Annotated in this window: 17 protein-coding genes; 10 read left to right on the top strand and 7 right to left on the bottom strand. The window is 68.6% G+C overall.

All coding sequences use genetic code 11. The features are described 5' to 3' along the window. Positions 1 to 304 precede the first annotated feature (304 nt). The 10 genes from G3M62_RS13360 to G3M62_RS13315 all read left to right on the top strand — a co-directional run bounded on the left by G3M62_RS13360 (position 305) and on the right by G3M62_RS13315 (position 14,987). Positions 305 to 3,379, top strand: a complete 3,075-nt coding sequence (locus tag G3M62_RS13360) for a TonB-dependent receptor (RefSeq protein ID WP_165187765.1) — start codon at positions 305 to 307, stop codon at positions 3,377 to 3,379. Between the two features lie 65 nt (positions 3,380 to 3,444). After that, a complete protein-coding gene (locus tag G3M62_RS13355) occupies positions 3,445 to 4,500 on the top strand; it encodes an alginate lyase family protein (protein ID WP_165187764.1) in 1,056 nt (351 codons plus the stop codon). 139 nt (positions 4,501 to 4,639) lie between these two features. Further along, a complete protein-coding gene (locus G3M62_RS13350; RefSeq protein WP_165187763.1) occupies positions 4,640 to 5,218 on the top strand; it encodes an ANTAR domain-containing response regulator in 579 nt (192 codons plus the stop codon). Beyond that, entirely contained in the window at positions 5,215 to 6,339 is a 1,125-nt protein-coding gene (locus G3M62_RS13345) for a CmpA/NrtA family ABC transporter substrate-binding protein (protein ID WP_165187762.1), read from the top strand. Before G3M62_RS13350 ends, G3M62_RS13345 begins: the two co-directional genes overlap by 4 nt. A gap of 369 nt (positions 6,340 to 6,708) precedes the next feature. Continuing rightward, positions 6,709 to 7,932 (top strand): nitrate/nitrite transporter, encoded by a 1,224-nt coding sequence (locus G3M62_RS13340; protein WP_165187760.1) that lies wholly within the window; start codon positions 6,709 to 6,711, stop codon positions 7,930 to 7,932. A gap of 39 nt (positions 7,933 to 7,971) precedes the next feature. Further along, positions 7,972 to 10,428, top strand: a complete 2,457-nt coding sequence (nirB, locus tag G3M62_RS13335; protein WP_425483784.1) for a nitrite reductase large subunit NirB — start codon at positions 7,972 to 7,974, stop codon at positions 10,426 to 10,428. Then, entirely contained in the window at positions 10,425 to 10,769 is a 345-nt protein-coding gene (nirD, locus tag G3M62_RS13330; RefSeq protein ID WP_165187756.1) for a nitrite reductase small subunit NirD, read from the top strand. Before nirB ends, nirD begins: the two co-directional genes overlap by 4 nt. After that, positions 10,762 to 13,461, top strand: coding sequence for a nitrate reductase (locus G3M62_RS13325; protein WP_165187754.1), 2,700 nt, complete (start codon positions 10,762 to 10,764; stop codon positions 13,459 to 13,461). The genes nirD and G3M62_RS13325 overlap by 8 nt, the downstream gene beginning before the upstream one ends. Beyond that, on the top strand, positions 13,454 to 14,206 hold the full coding sequence (cobA, locus tag G3M62_RS13320; protein WP_165187752.1) for a uroporphyrinogen-III C-methyltransferase: 753 nt from the start codon (positions 13,454 to 13,456) through the stop codon (positions 14,204 to 14,206). Before G3M62_RS13325 ends, cobA begins: the two co-directional genes overlap by 8 nt. A 115-nt stretch (positions 14,207 to 14,321) precedes the next feature. Beyond that, positions 14,322 to 14,987 (top strand): hypothetical protein, encoded by a 666-nt coding sequence (locus tag G3M62_RS13315; RefSeq protein WP_165187750.1) that lies wholly within the window; start codon positions 14,322 to 14,324, stop codon positions 14,985 to 14,987. On the opposite strand, the gene G3M62_RS13310 is transcribed toward G3M62_RS13315, so the two are convergent. The 7 genes from G3M62_RS13310 to G3M62_RS13280 form a co-directional block, all read right to left on the bottom strand. Further along, positions 14,984 to 15,526, bottom strand: a complete 543-nt coding sequence (locus G3M62_RS13310; RefSeq protein WP_165187748.1) for a DUF1697 domain-containing protein — start codon at positions 15,524 to 15,526, stop codon at positions 14,984 to 14,986. The genes G3M62_RS13315 and G3M62_RS13310 overlap by 4 nt on opposite strands. Before the next feature lie 63 nt (positions 15,527 to 15,589). After that, positions 15,590 to 16,750, bottom strand: a complete 1,161-nt coding sequence (gene metC, locus G3M62_RS13305; protein WP_165187746.1) for a cystathionine beta-lyase — start codon at positions 16,748 to 16,750, stop codon at positions 15,590 to 15,592. Positions 16,751 to 16,956: 206 nt separating this feature from the next. Continuing rightward, complete coding sequence (gene sseA / locus G3M62_RS13300; RefSeq protein WP_165187744.1) at positions 16,957 to 17,808, bottom strand: 3-mercaptopyruvate sulfurtransferase; 852 nt, start codon at positions 17,806 to 17,808, stop codon at positions 16,957 to 16,959. A 145-nt stretch (positions 17,809 to 17,953) separates the two neighbouring features. Then, positions 17,954 to 18,526, bottom strand: a complete 573-nt coding sequence (locus G3M62_RS13295) for a peptidoglycan recognition protein family protein (RefSeq protein WP_165187742.1) — start codon at positions 18,524 to 18,526, stop codon at positions 17,954 to 17,956. A 78-nt stretch (positions 18,527 to 18,604) separates the two neighbouring features. Further along, positions 18,605 to 19,603 carry a cysteine synthase A gene (locus G3M62_RS13290; RefSeq protein ID WP_165187740.1) on the bottom strand — a complete coding sequence of 333 codons (999 nt, stop codon included), beginning with the start codon at positions 19,601 to 19,603 and terminating at the stop codon, positions 18,605 to 18,607. 105 nt (positions 19,604 to 19,708) lie between these two features. Continuing rightward, complete coding sequence (locus G3M62_RS13285) at positions 19,709 to 19,990, bottom strand: hypothetical protein (protein ID WP_165187738.1); 282 nt, start codon at positions 19,988 to 19,990, stop codon at positions 19,709 to 19,711. Between the two features lie 84 nt (positions 19,991 to 20,074). Then, positions 20,075 to 21,310: an SAM-dependent methyltransferase gene (locus G3M62_RS13280; protein WP_165187736.1), complete on the bottom strand. Its 1,236-nt coding sequence runs from the start codon at positions 21,308 to 21,310 to the stop codon at positions 20,075 to 20,077. Positions 21,311 to 21,371: the final 61 nt, after the last annotated feature.

Here is a 21,371-nt window from a genome sequence, read left to right as displayed (position 1 = left end):
CGCGCCCTCGTCAGCGTTTCTTCCTGACAGACTGTAACCTCTCACCCTCCCACCGCTTCGCGGCGGGCCCCTCCCTCTCTCTAAGAGAGAGGGATCAAGGAGGCGCGGTGGCCCACCCCAAAAAATCGGCAATCCCAATCGCAGCAAGCGATAGCGCGTCTGGTCTTGCCTCCTCGAATTTTGGCCTGACCATACCGGTTGGCCAATTTGATAATTGGCATTACCAATCATTGACACATTTCTCGATTGGTCGGATAACTCCATTCATAAGGGCGCCCAATCAGACGCGCCCAGGGGAGGATCCATGAATTTCGTTCGCAACACTCTCGTCCTGCGCGCCGCGCTGCTGGCCTCGTGCGCCGCCGTGGCGATCGGTTCGGCCGCGCAGGCCCAGCAGGCCGCGCCCGCCCAGGGGGACCAGGCGAAAACCGAGGACAGCGTTGTTGACACTGTCGTGGTAACCGGTTTCCGCGCCGCCTATGCCAACGCCATCGCCACCAAGCGCGACACCCTGCAGGTGTCCGACGGCATCTCGTCCGATGGCCTGGGCCGCTTCCCGGACCTCAACGTCGGCGAAGCCATCCAGCGCGTGCCCGGCATCCAGATCAACCGCGAGGCCGACAGCCGCAACGCCACCATCAGCCTGCGCGGCCTGCCCGGCACCTTCGCCCGCACCACCCTGAACGGCGGCGCCTTCGCCGACCCGGTGCTGAACGGCTCGACCCCGCTGGGCGCCTTCAACTCCGACATCTTCACCGCGATCAACGTGATTAAGTCGCCGCTGGCGTCGGACCTGGCCGGCGGTCTGTCGGGCAATATCGACCTGCGCATCGCGCCCGCCCTGCAGCGCAAGGACGGCGGCTTCGCCAAGGTCTCGTACGAGTACAACGACCTGGGTGACCTGGGCAGCCCGCTGGCTTCTCTGGGCTACAACAAGCACCTGACCGACGACTTCGCCGTGTTCGGGGTGGTGGCCTGGAAGGACGAGAAGTTCCGTCGCGACTCCATCACCGTGAACTCGTGGGCCAACAAGCTGGGCGCGATCCAGGTGGGCAACCAGAAGGCCGCTGGCCAGAACCCGGTCTATGACGCCCTGGCCGCCGCCAATCCGGGCGGGGTCTACTATCCCAGCCAGACGCGCCAGCTGGTCAAGTACAACCGCGGCACCACGATCTCGGCCGCGACCGGTTTCGAGTGGCAGATCAATGAGAACTGGAAGCTGGGCGCCAACGCCTTCCTGACGGATCGCAAGCTCGACGACGCCACCAACAACCTCCTCTACATCGACGCCGGTGGCGGCCAGGGCACCAACACCGGCCTGGTGGCCGGCTCGGCCGTGGCGCACATCACCGACATCGGCACGCCCTACATCGTCCAGACGCCGAACGGCCCGCGCGCCTACATCAACAAGTTCTCGGCCGAGAACATCAACACCTTCGACTCGGTCCGCTCCGAGCCGGCCGAGAACTCGACCTGGGCCATCAACCCGACCCTGGAGTTCAAGAACGACGACTGGCGCATGACCGCCAATCTGACGGTCTCGCGCGCCAAGGCGCAGGCCAATCAGATCGAGCTGGACGTCATCCAGAACCCGTATCGCAACCTGAGCGGCCTCAATGGCATCACCACCTCGGTCGATCTGCACGGGTCCAACCTGGCCGACTACACGGCCATCCTGAACACACCGCTGGCCACCCATATCCTGGCGGGCGGCTACACCATCCCGACCGCCGCCAACCAGGCCACCCAGGCCGGCGCCCAGATGCCGGGGCAGGCGGCGGGCATCGCCGGCCACAAGTTCGGGATCACCGGCACCAACGGCAAGGCCGACAACGACCTGGACTCGTTCCAGCTCGATTTCGAACGGACCTTCGCCGAGACCCCGTTCCTGACCAGCATCCAGTTCGGCGGCCGGGCCGAGCGGCTGAAGTTCGTCTCGAGCGGCTCGCGCAACACCTCGCTGGGCGCCCAGACCCAGAACATCACGCCCGACATGGCCTCGCAGCTGTCCTACGCCCAGGACTTCTTCGGCGGCAAGGCGGGCGGGCCGACGTCCAACTGGATGAACGTGGACGTCAACCGCATCCTGTCGGCGATCACGCCGATCAACACCGCCGCCCTGCCGGCCCAGTTCGCGATGAACCCGGCCACCGGCGTGTTCCTGACGCCCTATGGCTTCGTGAACAACTATTGGGACGGCAACTACTGGAACAACAACTTCACCAACGCCAACGACGTCTACTCCGCCTATCTGATGGCGAAGTTCAAGGTCGACCTGGGCAATGTTCCGGTGCGCGGCGCCCTGGGCGCGCGCTACGAGTACACCCAGAACGACATCACGGCGCTGAACTGCGCGAACTGTTCCAGCGCCCAGGCGACGGCGGCGGGACCGGTCAACCACTCGCTGACCACCAAGGACTACAGCCGTCACTACGACTACTGGCTGCCGTCGCTGGTGCTGGCGGCTGACCTGCGCGAGGACCTGATCCTGCGTTTCGCGGCCTATTCGACCTATGTCCGCCCGCAGCCGCGCGACATCGTGCCCACCAGCTACGTCCAGGTTCCGACCGACCTGACGATCGACCCGGTCTACACCGTGACCATCGGCGCGACCGACCTGAAGCCCTACACCTCCGACTCCCTGGACCTGTCGCTGGAGTGGTACAACCGCCCCGGCGGCCTGGTGTCGCTGGCGGTCTACCGCAAGAAGATCGACGGCTATATCGGCCCGATCACCGACGGGGCGGCCCTGTGCCCGGCCAACGGCCAGATCCCCGGCCTCGACGTCAATCTGGGCACGCTGACGGTCGACAATTCCAGCGGCACGCCCAAGTGCATGAGCTCCAACACGTTCAACATCGGCGGCGTGCAGAAGAAGGCCCAGGTCAATATCAGCGGCCAGACCAACCAGAACGCCATGACGGTCACCGGCGTTGAGTTCAACATCCAGCAGAACTTCGACTTCCTGCGGGGCTTCTGGAAAAACTTCGGCGGCGCGTTCAACTACTCGTTCGTCAATATCGACGGGAAGGACACGGCGGGAAAGGACATCACCCTGCCCAGCGTGTCGAAGAACAACCTGAACCTGATCGGCTTCTACGAGTCCGACAAGTTCGGCGTGCGCCTGGTCTACAACTGGCGTGACAAGTACGACCTGGCCGCCGGCAATTCGTTCGTCGGCGACGCCCGCACCGTCAAGGCGCGCAGCCAGCTGGACGCCTCGGCCTCGTACAACATCAGCGAGGCCCTCACGATCTCGGTCGACGCCTTCAACCTGACCGACGCGACGCGCTCGGAGTACGAGAACGATCCGATGCTGCCGCGCCGGATCGACTACGACGGCCGCACCTATCAGGTGACGATGCGCGCCAAGTTCTGATCCCTCCCTGGGGCCGGGCGCGAGCTCGGCCCCTTTTTCTTTTCCAGTTCGAAGAGACGCGTCACATGAAGACCCTGCTGACGGGCGCGGCCTGCGCCCTGGCTCTGCTGGCCTCGCCGGCCCTGGCTGCGGACTACGCCCTGCTGGGTCCCGACTACGCCAAGGCCGCCGCTAAGACTCCGGCGGCCCAGGACTTGATCGCCAAAGCCAAGGCCGCCCTGGGCCGTCCGCCGGGCGCGATCCCCAAGCTGCACACCGAAGGCACCCTGCCGGGCAAGGGCATCCGGGAGATCAGCCTGAAGGCCAAGGAAGACCAGCCGATCGTGCTGAACCTGGCCCTGGCCTGGCGGCTGACCGGCGACCGCGCCTATCTCGACCAGGCCGGCCGCTATCTGGAGGCCTGGGCCGGCATCTACGAGCCGTCGCTCAACCCGATCGACGAGACCGGCTTCGACACCTTGCTGATGGCCTACGACCTGACCGAGGCCGACCTGCCGGCCGCGACCCGCGCCAAGGTCGACACGCTGTGGCGCGGCATGGCCGCCGGCTATCTCGACGCCATGGACGCCAAGCCCAAGAATTTCGAGACCAATTGGCAAAGCCATCGCGTCAAGCTGGCGACCATGGCCGCGTTCCAGACCGGCGACGTCAAGCTGATCGACCGCGCCAGGGCGGCCTACCGCGCCCAGGTGGCCGCCAACATCCAGCCGGACGGCTCGGTGTTCGATTTCCACGAACGCGACGCCTTGCACTACGTCACCTATGACCTGGACCCGCTGATGATGGCGGCCCTGGCCGCCCAGGCCCATGGCGAGAACTGGCTGGATTGGCGCGCCGCCAACGGCGTCAGCCTGGCCGCCGCGCTGGACTGGCTGGTCCCCTACGCCAGGGGCGAGAAGACCCATATCGAGTTCGCCAACTCCAGGATCCAGTTCGACCGCGACCGCGCCGCCGCCGGCCAGGAGGAATATGCGCCCCATCCGTGGGACGTTTCGAACGCGGTGGGCACCTATGGCCTGGCCGCGCTGCTGGACCCGCGCTACGCGGCCGTGCGCGACGCGGTGTCGGCCAAGACGGGCAAGAAACCGGCGGCCTGGATCCGGCTGCGGGAAGCGCGCTGACGGTGTTCGGTCCTTCGGACGGTCTTCCGGCGCCGCTATTTCGGGCTATGGTGTGCAAATACCAGGCTGATTGAGTAAGTCCGACCGCGATGGACCTTCACCGCTCCCCCCAGTCGCAGGACGGACTTAGGGCGGAGGCATGCGCGTCCTCGTCATCGATCCCGATCCCGCGCGCGCCGCCCTCGTGGCCGAGGGGCTCGCGGGCGTGCAGCCGCTGGAGGTGCGCCGCGCGGCCGTCTTCGACGAGCGAGAGGCCGCGGACTTCGCGCCCGACGTGGTGGTGGTCGCCGCCGACAGTCCCGACCGCGACACGCTGGAAAGTCTGCGCGAGGCGGGCCAGCACAATCCGCGCCCCGTGGTGATGTTCGTCGACCGCTCCGAACCGGGCCTGGCCGAGCAGGCCGTGCGGGCCGGGGTCGCGGCCTATGTGGTCGACGGCCTGACGCCCAGCCGTGTGCGCTCGATCCTCGACGTGGCCATCAGCCGCTTCGCCCTGACCCAGCAGCTTCGCGGCGATCTGGCCAAGGCCAAGGCCGATCTGGAGTCGCGCAAGATCGTCGAGCGGGCCAAGGGCCTGCTGATGAAGGAGCGCGGCCTGGACGAGGACGGCGCCTATCGCCTGCTGCGCAAGCTGGCCATGGACCGGGGCAAGCCGATCGGCACGGTGGCCGCCGATCTGCTGGCCTTCGCCGGCGTGCTGAAGGGCGACGCCTCGTGAGCGGGCTGGCCGACCTGACCCTGGGCTTCATCCCACTGACCGACTGCGCGCCGCTGGTCGTGGCCAAGGCCCAGGGCTTCTTCGCCGAGGAGGGCCTGGAGGTGGCGCTGAGCCGCGAGGCCTCGTGGGCCACCATTCGCGACAAGGTCGGCGTCGGGGCGCTGGACGGCGCGCACATGCTGGCGCCGATGGCCTTGGCCGCCGAGTCCATGCTGGTTCCGCTGGCTCTGAACCAGAACGGCAGCGCGATCACCGTCGGGGTCAAGCTGGCGGCGCTGCTGCGCGAGGCCGATCCCGAGGCCATGGCCGCGCCGCTGGTCACGGCCCAGGCGCTGGCGACCGTGGTCGAGCGTCGGCGAGGGCAGGGCGCGCCGCCGCTGACCTTCGCGGTGGTCTTCCCCCATTCGATGCACAACTACTTCCTGCGCTATTGGCTGGGCCAGGCGGGGATCGATCCCGACCGCGACGTGCGCCTGGTGGTCATCCCGCCGCCGCGGATGGTCGAGCTGCTGGGCTCGGGCGAGATCGACGGCTTCTGCGTCGGCGCGCCCTGGAACGCCGTCGCCGTCGACGAGGACCTGGGCGAGGTGCTGATCAAGGCCTCGCAGTTCTGGCCGGGGGGACCGGACAAGGTGTTCGGCGTCACCGCCGCCTGGGCCGATCGCCATGGCGACGAGCTGCGGGCCGCCCTGCGCGCCCTGATCCGCGCCTCGGCCTGGGCCGACGAGCCGGGCAACCACGCCGAGCTGGTCGCCCTGCTGTCGCGGCCCGACCATGTGGGCGTCGAGGCCGAGGTCGTCGCCCGGGCCCTGAAGGCCGAAATCGTCTTCCACCGCGACGCCGCCGGCCTGCCGCGCCGCGAGCACGCCCTGTGGTTCCTGTCGCAGATGGCGCGCTGGGGTCAGGTGGGGCCGGACGCGGACCTGAGCGCCGTCGCCGACCGCGTCTATCGCCCGGATCTGTTTCGCGAGGCGGCCCTGTCGCTGGGGCCGGTGCTGGAGCCAGCCCAGGTGTTCGCCGACGCCGCGCCCCCGGCCTCGGCCCTGTTCGACGGCAAGGCGTTCGATCCGGCGGACGCGCGGGGGTATGCGGCCTCGTTCGCCATCGGTCGAACATCCTAACCCGATAAACGCCCAACGGCCCGGCGAAGGCCGGGGCCTAAGTCGAGCGTCCGGACGAGGCGCTGCGCCATGACCTGTGCATGCCGCTTGGTCCCGGCCTTCGCCGGGCCGTTGGCTAAAGGGGAGGTGTTTTGCTCATGCTTCAGGCGCCGCCGCTGCCTGTCTGCTGAGCAACTGCACGAACGCGCCCCGTATCACGCCGCACCGCAACACGCCGCGTGACAGCGCCGGCCGTCTGATCCTTCACTAGCGTCAGGCCTCCGGACAACGGCGTTCGTGGCTGCCAGAGACGACCGCTCGGATGCGGTCACCCGTCCGGGGCGCGATCAGCGTCCCGCTCTCGCAGACACGCAACATCCGAGGCGCATCATGATCTCCCGTGATTTCCTGAAGGCCGGCCACACGCCGACCCTGTTCGCCGCGTTCCTGTATTTCGACCTCAGCTTCATGGTCTGGGTGATCCTGGGCCCGCTGGGCGTGGCCATCGCCAAGGACTTCCACCTCGACCCCGCCCAGAAGGGCCTGATGGTCGCCATCCCGGTCCTGGCCGGCGCGGTGCTGCGCCTGGTCAACGGCGTGCTGGTCGACCGGATCGGCCCCAAGAAGACCGGGATCATCAGCCAACTGGTCGTGCTGGCAGGCCTGGCCCTCGCCTGGGGCCTTGGCATCCATAACTATCACCAAGTGCTGGCCCTAGGCGTCGTGCTTGGCGTGGCCGGGGCCTCGTTCGCGGTGGCCCTGCCGCTGGCCTCGCGCTGGTATCCGCAGGAGCACCAGGGCCTGGCCCTGGGCATCGCCGGCGCCGGCAACAGCGGCACGGCCCTGGCCGCCCTGTTCGCGCCGCTGCTGGCCAAGGCGTTCGGCTGGCAGAACGTCATCGGCCTGGCCGCCATCCCGCTGGCCATCGCCTTCGTCGTCTACCTGCTGCTGGCCAAGGACGCTCCCGAACAGCCCGCGCCCAAGACGCTGGTCGAATATATGGACGTGTTGAAGGTCCCGGACGCCTGGTGGCTGATGCTGCTCTATGCGGTCACCTTCGGCGGCTTCGTCGGCCTGGCCTCGTCCCTGACCATCTATTTCAACGCCGAATACGGCCTGACCCCGGTGATCGCCGGCTTCTTCACCGCCGCCTGTGTGTTCGCCGGATCGTTCATCCGTCCGGTCGGCGGGGCCCTGGCCGACCGCTTCGGCGGGGTGCGGACCCTGACCGTGGTCTTCGCCCTGGCGGCCCTGGGCCTGACCGCCGCCAGCTTCCACGCCGGCTCCGCCTGGGCGGCCCTGGCGGTGCTGATGTTCTCGATGCTGGCCCTGGGCGCTGGCAACGGGGCGGTGTTCCAGCTGGCCCCCCAGCGGTTCCGCAAGGAGATCGGCGTCATGACCGGCCTGATCGGCATGACCGGCGGGATCGGCGGCTTCTACCTGGCCTCGTCCCTGGGCATGGCCAAGAAGCTGACCGGTTCCTACCAGATCGGCTTCCTCGGGTTCGCGGCCCTGGCGGTGTTCGCCCTGGTGGCCCTGCACGGCCTGAAGGCCCGCTGGCGCGCGGTCTGGCCGACCCTGCACGGCGCCGACGCCCGTCCGATCCGAGTTTGATTGGCCGCGTCTGATCCTCCTCTTCCAGTGAGCAAAACCATGACCAAGGAAAAGCTGGTCGTCATCGGCAACGGCATGGCCGGTTGCCGGGCGGTCGAGGAAGTTCTCAAGCGCGATCCGGGCCGCTACGAGATCGCCATCTTCGGGACCGAGCCGCGGGTGAACTACAACCGCATCATGCTGTCGCCGGTGCTGGCGGGGGAGAAGTCCTTCGCCGACATCGTGATCAACGACGAGGCCTGGTACGCCGACAACGCCATCGCCCTGCACGCCGGGCGCGCGGTCACCGCCATCGACCTGGATGGCCGCAAGGTGGTGGCCGAGGGCGGGTTGGAGCTCGCCTACGACAAGCTGATCCTGGCCACGGGCTCGGACCCGTTCCGCCTGCCGCTGCCCGGCATCGACCTGAAGGGCGTGGTCACCTTCCGCGACCTGGACGACGTCGAGGCCATGGTCGCCGCCTCCGGCAAGCCCGGCGCCCGCGCCGTGGTGATCGGCGGCGGCCTGCTGGGCCTGGAAGCCGCCTACGGTTTGGCCCGGCGCGGCATGGCCGCCACCGTCGTCCACCTGATGGACGTGCTGATGGAGCGCCAGCTGGACGAGAGCGCAGGCTTCCTGCTCCGCGAGGCCCTGGCCGAACGCGGCGTCGAGACCGTGCTGGGCGCCCATTCGGAGGAGATCACCGGCGAGAACGGCCACGTCACCGGCCTGAAGCTGAAGGACGGCCGCACCTTGCCGTGCGACCTGCTGGTCATGGCCGTGGGCATCCGCCCGAACTCGACCCTGGCCCGGGCCGCCGGCCTGGCGGTCAATCGCGGCGTGGTCGTCGACGACGCCATGCGCACCTCCGATCCGGCGGTGTTCGCCGTGGGCGAATGCGCCGAGCACCGGGGCAACTGCTACGGCCTGGTCGCGCCCATCTGGGACATGTGCCGGTCGCTCGCCGAGTCCATGACCGACGGGGAGGGGGCCTATGAAGGCTCCGTTCTGTCGACCCGACTGAAGGTCTCAGGCGTCGACGTCTTCTCGGCCGGCAAGTTCTCGGGCGGTGAAGGCTGCGAGGACATCGTGTTCCGCGACGCCGGGCGTGGCGTCTACAAGCGCGTGGTCATCGAGGACGGCAAGGTGGCCGGCGCGGTGCTGTTCGGCGACGCCGCCGACGGCGGCTGGTACTTCGACCTGATGCGGGCCGGGACCAGCGTCACCGACATCCGCGAGACCCTGATCTTCGGCCAGACCATCACGGAAGGGCTGTCCGGCCTGGACCCTAACGCGGCCGTTGCGGCCATGCCCGATACGCAGGAAATCTGCGGCTGCAACGGCGTCTGCAAGGGTTCGATCGTCTCGGCCATCACCGCCCAGGGCCTGACGACGCTGGATGACGTCAAGGCGGTGACCAAGGCCTCGGCCTCGTGCGGCTCGTGCACGCCGCTGGTCGAGCAGGTGCTGAAGCTGACCCTGGGCGATGGGTTCAAGGAGCAGACCGGCCCCAAGCCGATGTGCAAGTGCACCCGCCATCCGCACTCGGACGTCCGCAAGGCCATCGTCGCGTACGACCTCAAGTCCATGCCCGCCGTCATGCAGGCCATGGAATGGACCACGCCCGACGGCTGCTCGTCGTGCCGCCCGGCCCTGAACTACTACCTGCTGTGCGCCTGGCCGTCCGAATACCGAGACGACAAGCAGTCGCGCTACATCAACGAGCGGGTTCACGCCAACATCCAGAAGGACGGGACCTATTCCGTCGTGCCGCGCATGTGGGGCGGCATGACCACGCCCGACGAGCTGAGGGCCATCGCCGACGTGGCCGACAAGTTCGCCATTCCGGCGGTCAAGGTCACGGGCGGCCAGCGGATCGACTTGCTGGGCGTCAAGAAGGACGATCTGCCGGCTGTCTGGGCCGACCTCAACGCCGCCGGCATGGTCAGCGGCCACGCCTACGCCAAGGGGCTGCGCACGGTGAAGACCTGCGTCGGCAGTGACTGGTGCCGGTTCGGCACCCAGGACTCCACCGGCCTGGGCATCCGTCTGGAGAAGTTCCTCTGGGGCTCGTGGGCGCCGGCCAAGGTCAAGCTGGCGGTGTCGGGTTGCCCGCGCAACTGCGCCGAGGCCACCTGCAAGGACTTCGGCGTGGTCTGCGTCGACAGCGGCTACGAGATCCACATCGGCGGCGCGGCCGGCCTGCACATCCAGGGCACGCAGGTGCTGACCCGCGTGGCCACCGAGGACGAGGCGGTCTGGGTGATCGCCGCGGCCATGCAGCTGTATCGCGAGGAGGGTTGGTACCTGGAGCGGGTCTACAAGTGGATGGCGCGCGTGGGGCTGGAGACCATCCAGGCCCAGGTCACTGATCCGGACACGCGCAAGGCCCTCTACGACCGCTTCGTGTTCTCGCAGCGTTTCGCCCGCCTCGACCCCTGGGCCGAGCGCGTGGCCGGCCGCCACAACGAGGAATTCACGCCCATGAGCCGCCGGATGGAGTTCGTCCCCGCATGAACGCGCATGTGAAAACGCCGGTCTGGGTGGATGTGGGAGCGGTGACCGACGTCCCGCGTCGCGGCGCGCGCCGGGTGACCAGCCCACGCGGTGACATCGCCATCTTCCGCACGGGCGACGGCGAGGTCTTCGCCCTTATGGACGCCTGTCCGCACAAGGGCGGGCCGCTCAGCCAAGGCATCGTCCACGGCCGAGCGGTCAGCTGTCCGCTGCACGCCTGGAACATCGACCTGGCCACGGGCGAGGCCATGGGCGCCGACAAGGGCAAGGGCTGTACGCCGGTCGTGCCGCTGGAGGTCCGCGACGGCCGCCTGCTGTTGAGCCTTGACGCCCATGGCTGACGGCTCGGCCGCCCCGATCGTCAAGACGACCTGCCCCTATTGCGGGGTGGGTTGCGGCGTGTCGGGCGCGGTCGGCGGTGATCGTGCGGTGATGGTGAAGGGCGATGCGGCTCATCCCGCCAACCTCGGCCGCCTTTGCTCCAAGGGCACGGCGCTGGGCGCGACGGTGGGGCTGCAGGGGCGGCTGCTGGAACCGATCATCGGCGGCAAGGCCGCGTCCTGGAACGACGCCACGGCCCTGGCCGCCAAGCGGTTCAGGGACACCATCGCCAGGCATGGCCCCGACAGCGTGGCCTTCTACGTCTCGGGCCAGTTGCTGACCGAGGACTATTACGTCGCCAACAAGCTGATGAAGGGCTTCATCGGTTCGGGCAACATCGACACCAACAGCCGGCTCTGCATGGCCTCGGCCGTGGCGGCTCACAAGCAGGCGTTCGGCGCCGACCTGGTGCCGGGCTGCTATGAAGACCTGGACCTGGCCGACCTGGTGGTGTTCAGCGGCCACAACGCCGCCTGGACCCATCCGGTGCTGTTCCGTCGCATGGAGGCGGCCAAGGCGCGCGGCCAGAAGCACGTGGTCATCGACCCGCGCCGCACCGACACCGCCGAGGGCGCCGACCTGCACCTGGCCATAGCCCCGCAGAGCGACGTGCGGCTGTGGAACGGCCTGCTGGCCCACCTGATCCGCGTCGAGGCGATCGACCGCGACTACATCGCCGCGCATGTGAACGGCTTCGCCGAGGTCGAGGCGGCCCTGGCCGAGCTGGATCAATCGCCCGTAGCCGTCGCCGCCGACTGCGGTGTAGCGCTGGACGATTTGCTGAAGTTCTACAAGCTGTTCGCCGACAATCCGAAGACGGTCAGCCTGTTCTCGATGGGCGCCAACCAGTCGGCGCAAGGCACGGCCAAGGGGTTGTCGATCCTCAACGCCCACCTGGCCACCGGCCGGATCGGCAAGCCGGGCGCCTGTCCGTTCTCGATCACCGGCCAGCCCAACGCCATGGGCGGACGCGAAACCGGCGGCATGGCCAACACCCTGGCCGGCCACATGGACTTCGCCCCGGCGGAACGGGACCGGGTGGCCCGCTTCTGGGGCGCGCCGGACACCGCCGGTACGCCGGGGCTCAAGGCCGTCGACATGTTCGAGGCGGTCCACGCGGGGAAGATCAAGGCGATCTGGGTGATGGCCACCAATCCGGCGGTCTCGATGCCCGACGCCGCCCGGGTGCGTGAAGCCCTTGAGCGCTGTCCGTTCGTGGTGGTGTCCGACTGCGTGGACACCGACACCACGGCCTTCGCCGACGTCAAGCTGCCGGCCCTGGCCTGGGGCGAGAAGGACGGCACGGTGACCAATTCCGAGCGCCGGATCTCTCGTCAACGGGCGCTGTTCGCCGTGCCGGGCCAGGCTCGCGCCGACTGGCGGATCGTCGCCGATGTCGCCCGGGCCATGGGCTTCGGCGGTTTCGGCTGGAGCTCGCAGGCCAGCGTGTTCCGGGAGTGGGCGCGGCTGACGGCCTATGAGAACACCGACCGGCTTCTGAACTTGTCGGGCCTTTCGGCTTTGACGCCAGAGGCTTACGCCGAACTCTCACCTGTGCAGTGGCCGGTGGCGGCGGACGGGCAGGGCACGCCGCGCCTGTTCGTCGACGGCCGCTTCCAGACCCCCGACGGTCGAGCCCGCATGGTCCCGACCCGGCCGAAGGGGCCGGCCGACGCGGTCGACGCGGCCTATCCGATGTCGCTGAACACCGGCCGCATCCGCGATCAGTGGCACACCATGACCCGCACGGGCTTGGCCCCCGACCTGTGCCGCCACGCGCCTGAGCCCTTCGTCGAGGTCCATCCCGCTGACGCCGAGGCCGCCGGCCTCAAGGACGGGACCTTGGCCCGGGTGATCACCGCGCGCGGCGAGGCCGTCGCCCTGGCCAAGATCACCGACCGCCAACGGCCCGGCGGCCTGTTCATGCCCATGCACTGGGCCGACGCCTTCGCGCCGTCGGGCCGCGCCAATCCGCTGGTCGCGCCCAATCTCGATCCCACCTCCGGCCAGCCGGAGTTCAAGCACACCCCCGCCCGGATCCGCGCCTATCGCGAGACCTGGAAGGGCTTCTTCCTCACGCGATCCGGCCTCGCATCCCCCTCGGGGCTGGATCTCGTCTGGCGGCGCATCCCTCACGACGCCTGCCAGCAACACGAGTTCGCCGGCCGGGGCGACGAGGCCGAGCGCGCCGCCTTGCGCAAGGCCCTGACCAAGGGCCTCGCCGGCGAACTCGTGACCCCCCATGAACTCGTGACCTATGACGACGCCGCCACGGGCGCGCGGCGCGACGCCTGGCTGGACGCCGACGGCCGGCTGGTCGCGGTGCTGTACGTCACCCTGACCGGTCGCCTGCCGCCGCGCGACTGGTTGGCCGAGCTGTTCGCCGAACCCGCCCTGACCGCCGAGGTCCGCTCGGCCCTGCTGTTCGGTCGTCCGCCCGGCGCGCCGGTCGACAAGGGGCCGCTGGTCTGCGCCTGCCTGAAGGTCGGGGCCAAGGTCGTGCAGGCCGCCATCGCCGCCGGGGCCGCCAGCCCCGACGCGGTCGGCGCCGCCACCGGGGCGGGGACCAACTGCGGGTCCTGCCGTCCCGAAATCGCCCGGATGATCGCCGCCACCGCTTCCGCCACGACCAAGGAGCCCGCCCATGTCTGACGCTCAAGTCCTGCTGGTCGGGGCCGGTCCCGGTCCGGTCGACCTGATGACCTTGCGCGCCGTCCGCGCCGTCGAGAACGCCCAGGCGCTGCTCTACGACGCCCTGATCAGCGAGGAGGCCATCGCCCTGGCCCCGCCCGGCTGCGTGCGCATCCAGACGGGCAAGCGGGCCGGCAAGCCCAGCATGAACCAGGACGAGATCAACCGCTTGATGCTGCTGCTAGCCCGCAAGGGCTTGCGGGTCGTGCGGCTGAAGGGCGGCGATCCTTCCGTGTTCGGCCGGGTGGGCGAGGAGTCCGCTTTCCTGCGCGAACACGGCGTGTCGGTCGCGGTGGTGCCCGGTGTGACCGCCGCCTGCGCCGCCGCCGCCCAGTTCGGCTTCCCCCTGACCCACCGCGGCGAGGCCCGGCGGGTGGTGTTCACCACGGCGCGGCTGGAGGCAGGAACCCTGAGCGGCGACTGGAGCGCGGCCGGCGATCCCGAGGCGACGATGGCCGTCTATATGGGCGGCGAGGTGGCCCACGCCCTGTGCGCCCGGATGATCGCCGCCGGCCGCGCGCCTAGCACCCCGGCTGTCGCGATCGAGCAGGCCGGCGGGGCGGACGCCCGGATCTATCACGGTACGCTGGAGACCCTGCCTGGGCGTCTCGAGAGCCAGGGCGGACCCGTGATCATCGTGGTCGGCGAAGTGGCGGCCCAGGCGCTGGGCGCGATACGGGAAACGCTCGTCGCGCGGACGGCGTAGCGGAGGCGCGCGCGTTCCTTGCCCAAGCCCGCCTGAATGATGCTCGCTCATGGATTGTGTAGCGGGCAGAGTTCGCGCAAGCTTCGCCTTTCGCAACGCCGCCATCGGAGCCGCCATGTCCACGATCCGGGAGATCCAGATCGCCGTCGACGACACCTCGCTGGCCGCCCTCAAGGATCTGGGCTACGCCCTCTATGCCTTGCGGGCGGTCGACACCAACAATGCTGGGGCCAGGGCGCTGGTCTGGGCGGCGGTCGCCGATTTCCTGAATCAGACCACCCTCGCGCTGCCGTCGACCTTGCAGGCCTATGTGACGACCAGAGGCAGTGTGATGGACGTCTCGGTCGGCGACGAGGTGGTGCTGGGCGACGTGTTCACCTATGTCGCCGGCGGCGCGCCCACGGTGACGCCGGGCGGCAATCCGCGGGGCGTGACGGTGCTCAATGGCACGACCGACCCGTTGACGGCGGGTCTCGCCGCGGGATCGCCCACGCTGTTCGTCTCCGCGCCGCTCTACGGCCTGGGCGGCGACATCTTCGCGCCGAAGGACAGCTTCCTGGTGACGTTCTCGACGGCGGGTTTGAGCCCAGGCGCGGTCCTGAACACCTCCATGTCGCAAAGCCTGCTGATCGACATGACCGGCCAGGCGCAGGTCGCCGCCAGCTTCGACATCAATAAGGGTTGGAGCTATGGCGGGGCGCCCTGGGGACAGGTGCTGTCGGCCGGCGCCAACCTGCAGAAAACCCTGATCACAACCATGCCGATGGCCAAGTCGGCCTAGGCGTCCAGCATCGCCTCGATCGCCAGGACCGTCGTCCAGTTACGGCCGGTGATCCGCGCGCCCAGGGTCTTTTCGACCAGGCCGTTGGTCAGTTTCGAGCCGCCGACGCCGTCGGGATAGGTCGCGTAGATCTGGCGGCTTTCGGCTCGCGCCTGCTCGGTCCCGCGGATCGCCGCGCGCAGGGCGCCCATGGCCTTCTTGTCGGGGGTGTCCTTCAGGAACAGGGTCATCAGCCAGCCCGGATCCTGGGCGGCGAACTCTGGAAATGGGTTTGCGGCGACCATGGCGCGCCAGGCGTCGGCGGTGCGGACATAGACGTCGGTGCGCAGCGAAAACCGCTCCATCAGCGCCGTCTCGATCTGAGCCTGCAGCTCGGCGCCGGTCTGCTCGCCGCTGGTGAACACCAGGTCACCGGGCTTGGGACCGCTGCGCACGTCGGCGTGGCCCAGCTCGGTCAACAGGGCGGTCAGCTCGTCGGCCGTGACCTGGCGGTTCCCGGCGGCGTTGACGCCGCGCAGCAGGGCGATGTGGACGGTCATGGAGCGGGCCTTTCGAACGAGGCGGCTGTTTAGACCCTCGCGGCTCCGCCGTCGCGGATCGATTTAGGCGTTCAAGGCCGAGAAGCCGCGTTCCAGGTCGGCCTTCAGGTCGGCCACGCTCTCCAGCCCCACGTGCAGGCGCAGCAGCGGGCCTTCCAGGTTCACCGGGACGGTGCGGTTCTTCAGCTGCGGATCGCAGTGGATGGCCAGGCTCTCGTAGCCGCCCCACGAGAAGCCCAGGCCGAACAGCTCCAGCGCGTCGAGGAAGGCGTGGACGGCCTTCTGCGAGGCGGGCTTGAGCACCACCCCGAACAGGCCGCAGGCGCCGGTGAAGTCGCGCTTCCACAGAGCGTGGCCGGGATCGCCCTCCAGGACCGGATGCAGCACGCGCGCCACTTCGGGCCGACCTTGCAGCCAGCGGGCGATCTCCAGGCCGGCGGCCTGGTGAGCGGGCAGGCGGGTGGCCAGGGTGCGCAGGCCGCGCAGCACCGTGTAGGCGTCGTCGGGCGACACCGACCAGCCGATGTCCCACATCGCGTCGCCCAACTGGTTGCCGATCACGTTGTCGGCGGTGGCGGCGCTGCCCATGAAGACGTCGGAGTGGCCGCCGACATATTTGGTCAGGGCCTGGACGCTGATGGTCACCCCATGGGCCAGGGGCTTGAAGTAGAAGCTGGCCGCCCAGGTGTTGTCGATCATGGTCAGCACGCCGCGCGCGTTGGCGGCGGCGGCGATGGCCGGGATGTCCTGCATCTCGAAGGTCAGCGAACCTGGGGCTTCCAGCAGGATCATCCGGGTGGCCGGCGTGCACAGGGCCATGAGGCCTTCGGGCGACAGGGCCGGGTCGTAGTAAGTGGTCTTGACGCCGAAGCGGGTCAGCACGCGGTCGCAGAACCGACGAGTGGGCTTGTAGGCGCTGTCGACCACCAGGATCTCGTCGCCGGCCTTCAGCAAGGCCAGCATGACGCCGGTGATCGCCGCCAGGCCCGACGGGTACAGCGTCACGTCCGGCGAGCCCTCGAGCTCGGCCAGGGCGACCTGCAGGTTGGCCGGCGAGGACAGGCCCGTGATGCCGTAGGTCAGCTGATTGTCGTCGTACAGCGAGGCGGCGTTGGGCAGCAGCACGGTCGAGCCGCGCTGGATCGGCGGATTGACCGTGCGGGCCAGAACGCCGCCGCCCTTGGGCGGGGCGCCCTTGCGGACCAGGCGGGTTTCTTCATCCATGGCGGTGCTCTACGCGGCGGGTAATCCGTGTGGTTTAGGGCGTAGCGACGCCAAGGTTCAAGGTTCAATGCGGCGAACACTTGCCCCTACGGATCGCTTCGCGATCGTCTTCCCCCATAGGGGGAAGAGGCTCCGCGCTTTCGTCCTCCGCCCCCTACGGGGGCGGACAGACCGCGTAGCGGTCAGGTGGGGGCAAGTGGGTGCGCTCAGGCCTTGCCAGTCGCCACCGGCACGTCCTCGCGGCCGCCCCATTCCGTCCAGGAACCGTCGTAGACCGCCGCCCGGGGCTTGCCGAGGCGGGCCAGGGCCAGGGACACCACGGCGGCGGTGATGCCCGAGCCGCAGGTGGTGGCGATCGGCTTGCTGATGTCGACACCGGCCGCTTCGAAAACGGCGGGCAGCTTGTCGGCCGGCAGCATGGTCCCGTCGGGCGCCAGCAGGGCCGACAGCGGAATGTTGCGCGAGCCGGGGATGTGGCCGCCGCGCAGGCCGGCGCGGGGCTCGGGATCACGGCCTTCGAAGCGGCCAGCGGCGCGGGCGTCGATCACCTGTTCGCGACCGGTCTCCAGGTTGCGCTTCATCTGGTCGATCGAGCGGACGATGTCGGCCTGGAAGCGCGGGGTGAAGTGACGTTCCTGCGGGGTGACGGCCAGGTCCTCGACCGGGCGGCCCTCGGCGATCCACTTGGGCAGGCCGCCGTCCAGCACCACCACGTCCTCGTGGCCCATGGCGCGGAACTCCCACCAGACGCGGGCGGCCGGCAGGATGCCGCTGGTGTCGTAGACGACGATTTTCGACCCGTCGCCCAGGCCCAGCTTCTTGACCCGCGAGGCGAACTTGATCGGCGAGGGCAGCATGTGCGGCAGGTCGGAGGTCTCGTCCGAGATCTCGTCGATGTCGAAGAACACCGCGCCGGGGATGTGGGCCACGGCGTACTCGGCCCGGGGATCGCGCTGGGCGGCGGGCATGTGCCACGAGCCGTCGACGATCCGCACGTCCGGCGCGTCGAGGTGCTCGGCCAGCCAGGCGGTCGAGACGAGTGGGTCGGCGTGGGTCATGACGAAAGCCTTTCGGGGTCTGACTCGCCCCTTCGAGAAGGCGGGCAAGATCACGCGATCGGCGGTGCGGAGCAAGGGCTGTAAGGCTCGAAAGGTGGCTCTCAAATCCGCTCATCCCGGCGAATGCCGGGATGAGCGGAAGGGGCTAGGGATGCGCCTCGCTGAGGCTGTGCTCCTGGGCTTCCTGCTCGATCTTGTCCTGCACGCGCTGGATGACCTCCAGCTTCTTGACGTTCTTGCCGGGGCAGGCGTGGGTGGTCTTGGGATCCTCGCGATGCAGGCGCATGGAGTTGGGATCCAGGCCCAGCACGGTCGAGAGGGTGGCCATGGCGGCCACGACATTGTCGCGCACCTGGGCCCCGCGGCCGCTATCAAAGGCGTCCTTGTCGAAGTCGCCCAGCATCTCAACGCCAAGGGCCACGCTGTTCCAGCTGGGCGAATGGACGCCCGACACGGTCAGGGGCGTGAAGACCCAGATCTGCTTGTCGTCGACGAACAGGTGCGGGCCCGCGCTCCATTTCTGATTGTCGCGGTAGTAGGCCTCGAGATTGGCGATGTGCTGCTGGGTCAGTCCCTGGGGCCGCTGGTCCAGCGACGGTACGCCGGTATTGTGCAGTACGATGAAGTTGGGCCGCCAGGTCGACCACTTCAAGCCTTCGCAATAGGTTTCGAACGCGTCCGGCGTGAAACTCTTGCCGACAATACCCTTCCAAGCCATCAGGCCCTCCCGGTGCGACTTGGGATGATCCTGCACTGGGTGGTTGAGTGTCGCAACCTTTGGTGATCCCCTAGGGGATTACATCCAGGGCGGGACGGGTAAACCCTTATCGGCCAGGAAGGCGGGGTTGAACAGCTTGCTCTGGTAGCGCGAGCCATGGTCGCAGAGGATGGTCACGATGGTGTGGCCCGGCCCCATGGCCTTGGCCATGCGCACCGCGCCGGCCACGTTGATGCCGGTCGAGCCGCCCAGGCACAGGCCCTCGTGCTGCACCAGGTCGAAGACCTGCTCCAGCATCTCCTCGTCGCTGACCCGGAACGGATAGTCGACGTCCAGGCCTTCGAGGTTGGCGGTGATCCGGCCCTGGCCGATGCCCTCGCTGATCGAGGTCCCCTCGGCCTTCAGCTCGCCGTCGGCGTACCAGCTGTAGAGCGAGGCGCCGTGCGGATCGGCCAGGCCGATCTTCACCGACGGCTTGCGGGCCCGCAGGGCGGCGGCGACGCCGGCCAGGGTGCCGCCCGAACCGATCGCGCAGATGAAGCCGTCGACCTTGCCGTCGGTCTGCTCGAAGATCTCCGGGCCGGTGGTGTCGAAGTGGGCCTGGCGATTGGCGACGTTGTCGAACTGGTTGGCCCAGATCGCACCGTTAGGGTCGGTCTTGGCCAGTTCCTCGGCCAGGCGGCCGGAATAGCGGACATAGTTGTCGGGGTTGGAGTAGGGGACGGCGTCCACCTCGACGAGCTCGGCGCCGAGCAGCCGAATGGCGTCCTTCTTCTCCTGGCTCTGGGTGCGCGGGATGACGATGGTGGTCTTGTAGCCCAGGGCCGAGGCGACCATGGCCAGGCCGATGCCGGTGTTGCCGGCCGTGCCCTCGACGATCCGGCCGCCGGGTCGCAGCAGGCCCTTGGCTTCGGCGTCGCGGATGATGCCCAGGGCCGCGCGGTCCTTGACCGACTGGCCGGGGTTCATGAACTCGGCCTTGCCCAGGATCTCGCAACCGGTGGCGTCGCTGGCGCGGTTGAGGCGGATCAGGGGCGTGTCGCCGATAGCGTCGAGAACACTGGTCTTTACGGTCATCTCTTCGGTCCGGCCGGTCGTGAGGTCGGTAGGGTAGATCGTGATGCGCGGCTGGTAAGCAAGACCAGTTTTCCTGAAGGCGACCTCGCCGACTTCAGCGCAGGTTCAATCGATGCGCTGGGTGATGATCACGTTCAGCAGCGCCAGGTTGCCGTTGACGGTGGCCGCCGCGCACCAGGCGCCGTGCAGGCCCTCGACCTCGACCAGGTGGTTCTCGATGGCGTCGACCATGATGCCCTCGGCCACCGGGAACGAGGCCTCGCCCAGCAATTGCTCGTCCTCCAGCTCCTTGCACCAGGCGGCGACCGCGTCGGTCGGGGCGGCGGCCTCGAACTGGGTGATGTAGGTGCCGCCGTGGAAATCCAGGACCAGGGTGTAGAGGTTCATCGGGTCGACCTCGGGTGCGCGTCGTTCAGTGTACGCACACCCAAGGTCGGGACGCACGGACCCATTCGCCAGACTCGCGCGGCGCTAAATCCGCGACAGGCCCAGCTGGATCACATTGGTGCGCTCGGTGCGGAAGCCGGCCTCGCAGTAGCTGAGATAGAACCGCCACAGCCGCCGGAACCGCTCGTCGAAGCCCTGGCCCTTGATGTCGCCCCAGGCGGCCTCGAACCGCGCGGCCCACTCGGCCAGGGTGTCGGCGTAGTTCTGGCCGAAGCGATTGACGTCGGTCCAGGCCAGGCCGGCGGCGTCGGTTTCCTGGCGCAGGCGGGCTTCGCTGGGCAGCATGCCGCCCGGGAAGACGTAGCGCTGGATGAAGTCGGTATGGCTGCGATAGCGGGCGAACAGCTCGTCGCGGATGGTGATGATCTGCAGGCCGGCGCGGCCGCCGGGCGACAGCACTTCGCGGATCTTGCCGAAATAGGTGGGCCAGTACTCCTCGCCCACCGCCTCGAACATCTCGATCGAGGCGACGGCGTCGAACTGGCCCTGGATGTCGCGATAGTCGATCAGGCGGATGTCGGCCTTTTCGGCCAGGCCCTGGTCGAACAGCCGCTGGCGGGCGAAGTCGTGCTGGGCCTGGGAGATGGTGACGCCGGTCACCTTGGCGCCGACCTCCTTGGCCGCGAACTCGGCGAAACCGCCCCAGCCACAGCCGATCTCCAGCACGTGCTGGCCGGGCTTCAGGTCGATCGAGCGCGCCAGGGCCGCGTACTTGGCCCGTTGAGCCTGGTCCAGCGGCTGGCTGGGGGTCTCATAGAGGGCCGAGGAATAGGTCATGCTGGGGTCGAGCCAGCGCGAATAGAAGCTGTTGCCCAGGTCGTAGTGGGCGTGGATGTTCTTGCGCGAGCCCTCGCGATCATTGCGATGGAACAGGTGGTAGAGCTTGTTGACCGCCTGCATCAGCGGATTGCCGCGCACCAGGGCCGTCAGCCGGTCGAAGTTGCGCGAGAACGCTTCCAGCACCACCGACAGGTCGGGCGTGTCCCACTCGCCGGCCATGTAGCCCTCGGCGAAGCCAATGTCGCCCGAGGCCAGGGCCCGGCGGATGAACCGGTAGTCGTGGATGCGGATCACCGCGTCCGGACCCGGCGTCTTGCCGACGATCCGCAACGGCTTTCCGGACGGCAGGACGAAGGTCAGGGTTCCCACCGCCCAGTTCTCCACGGCCACGCGGAGGGCGGTTCGGAAGGCGGCCGGGGCGCGACGCAGCTCGGGGTCGCGGGCCGTGGCGGGCCAGGTCGCAGGCAGGATATCGGTCATCGACGCTCCCATCCTTAACTGATGCCGAAATTAAGAACTCTCGGAACCAAGCTGTAAATGG

This window comes from Caulobacter soli (assembly GCF_011045195.1).
In the GTDB taxonomy this organism is placed as follows: domain Bacteria; phylum Pseudomonadota; class Alphaproteobacteria; order Caulobacterales; family Caulobacteraceae; genus Caulobacter; species Caulobacter soli.
Note: the sequence above shows the minus strand (reverse complement) of the source record. Positions and strands in the feature narration are given on the sequence as shown.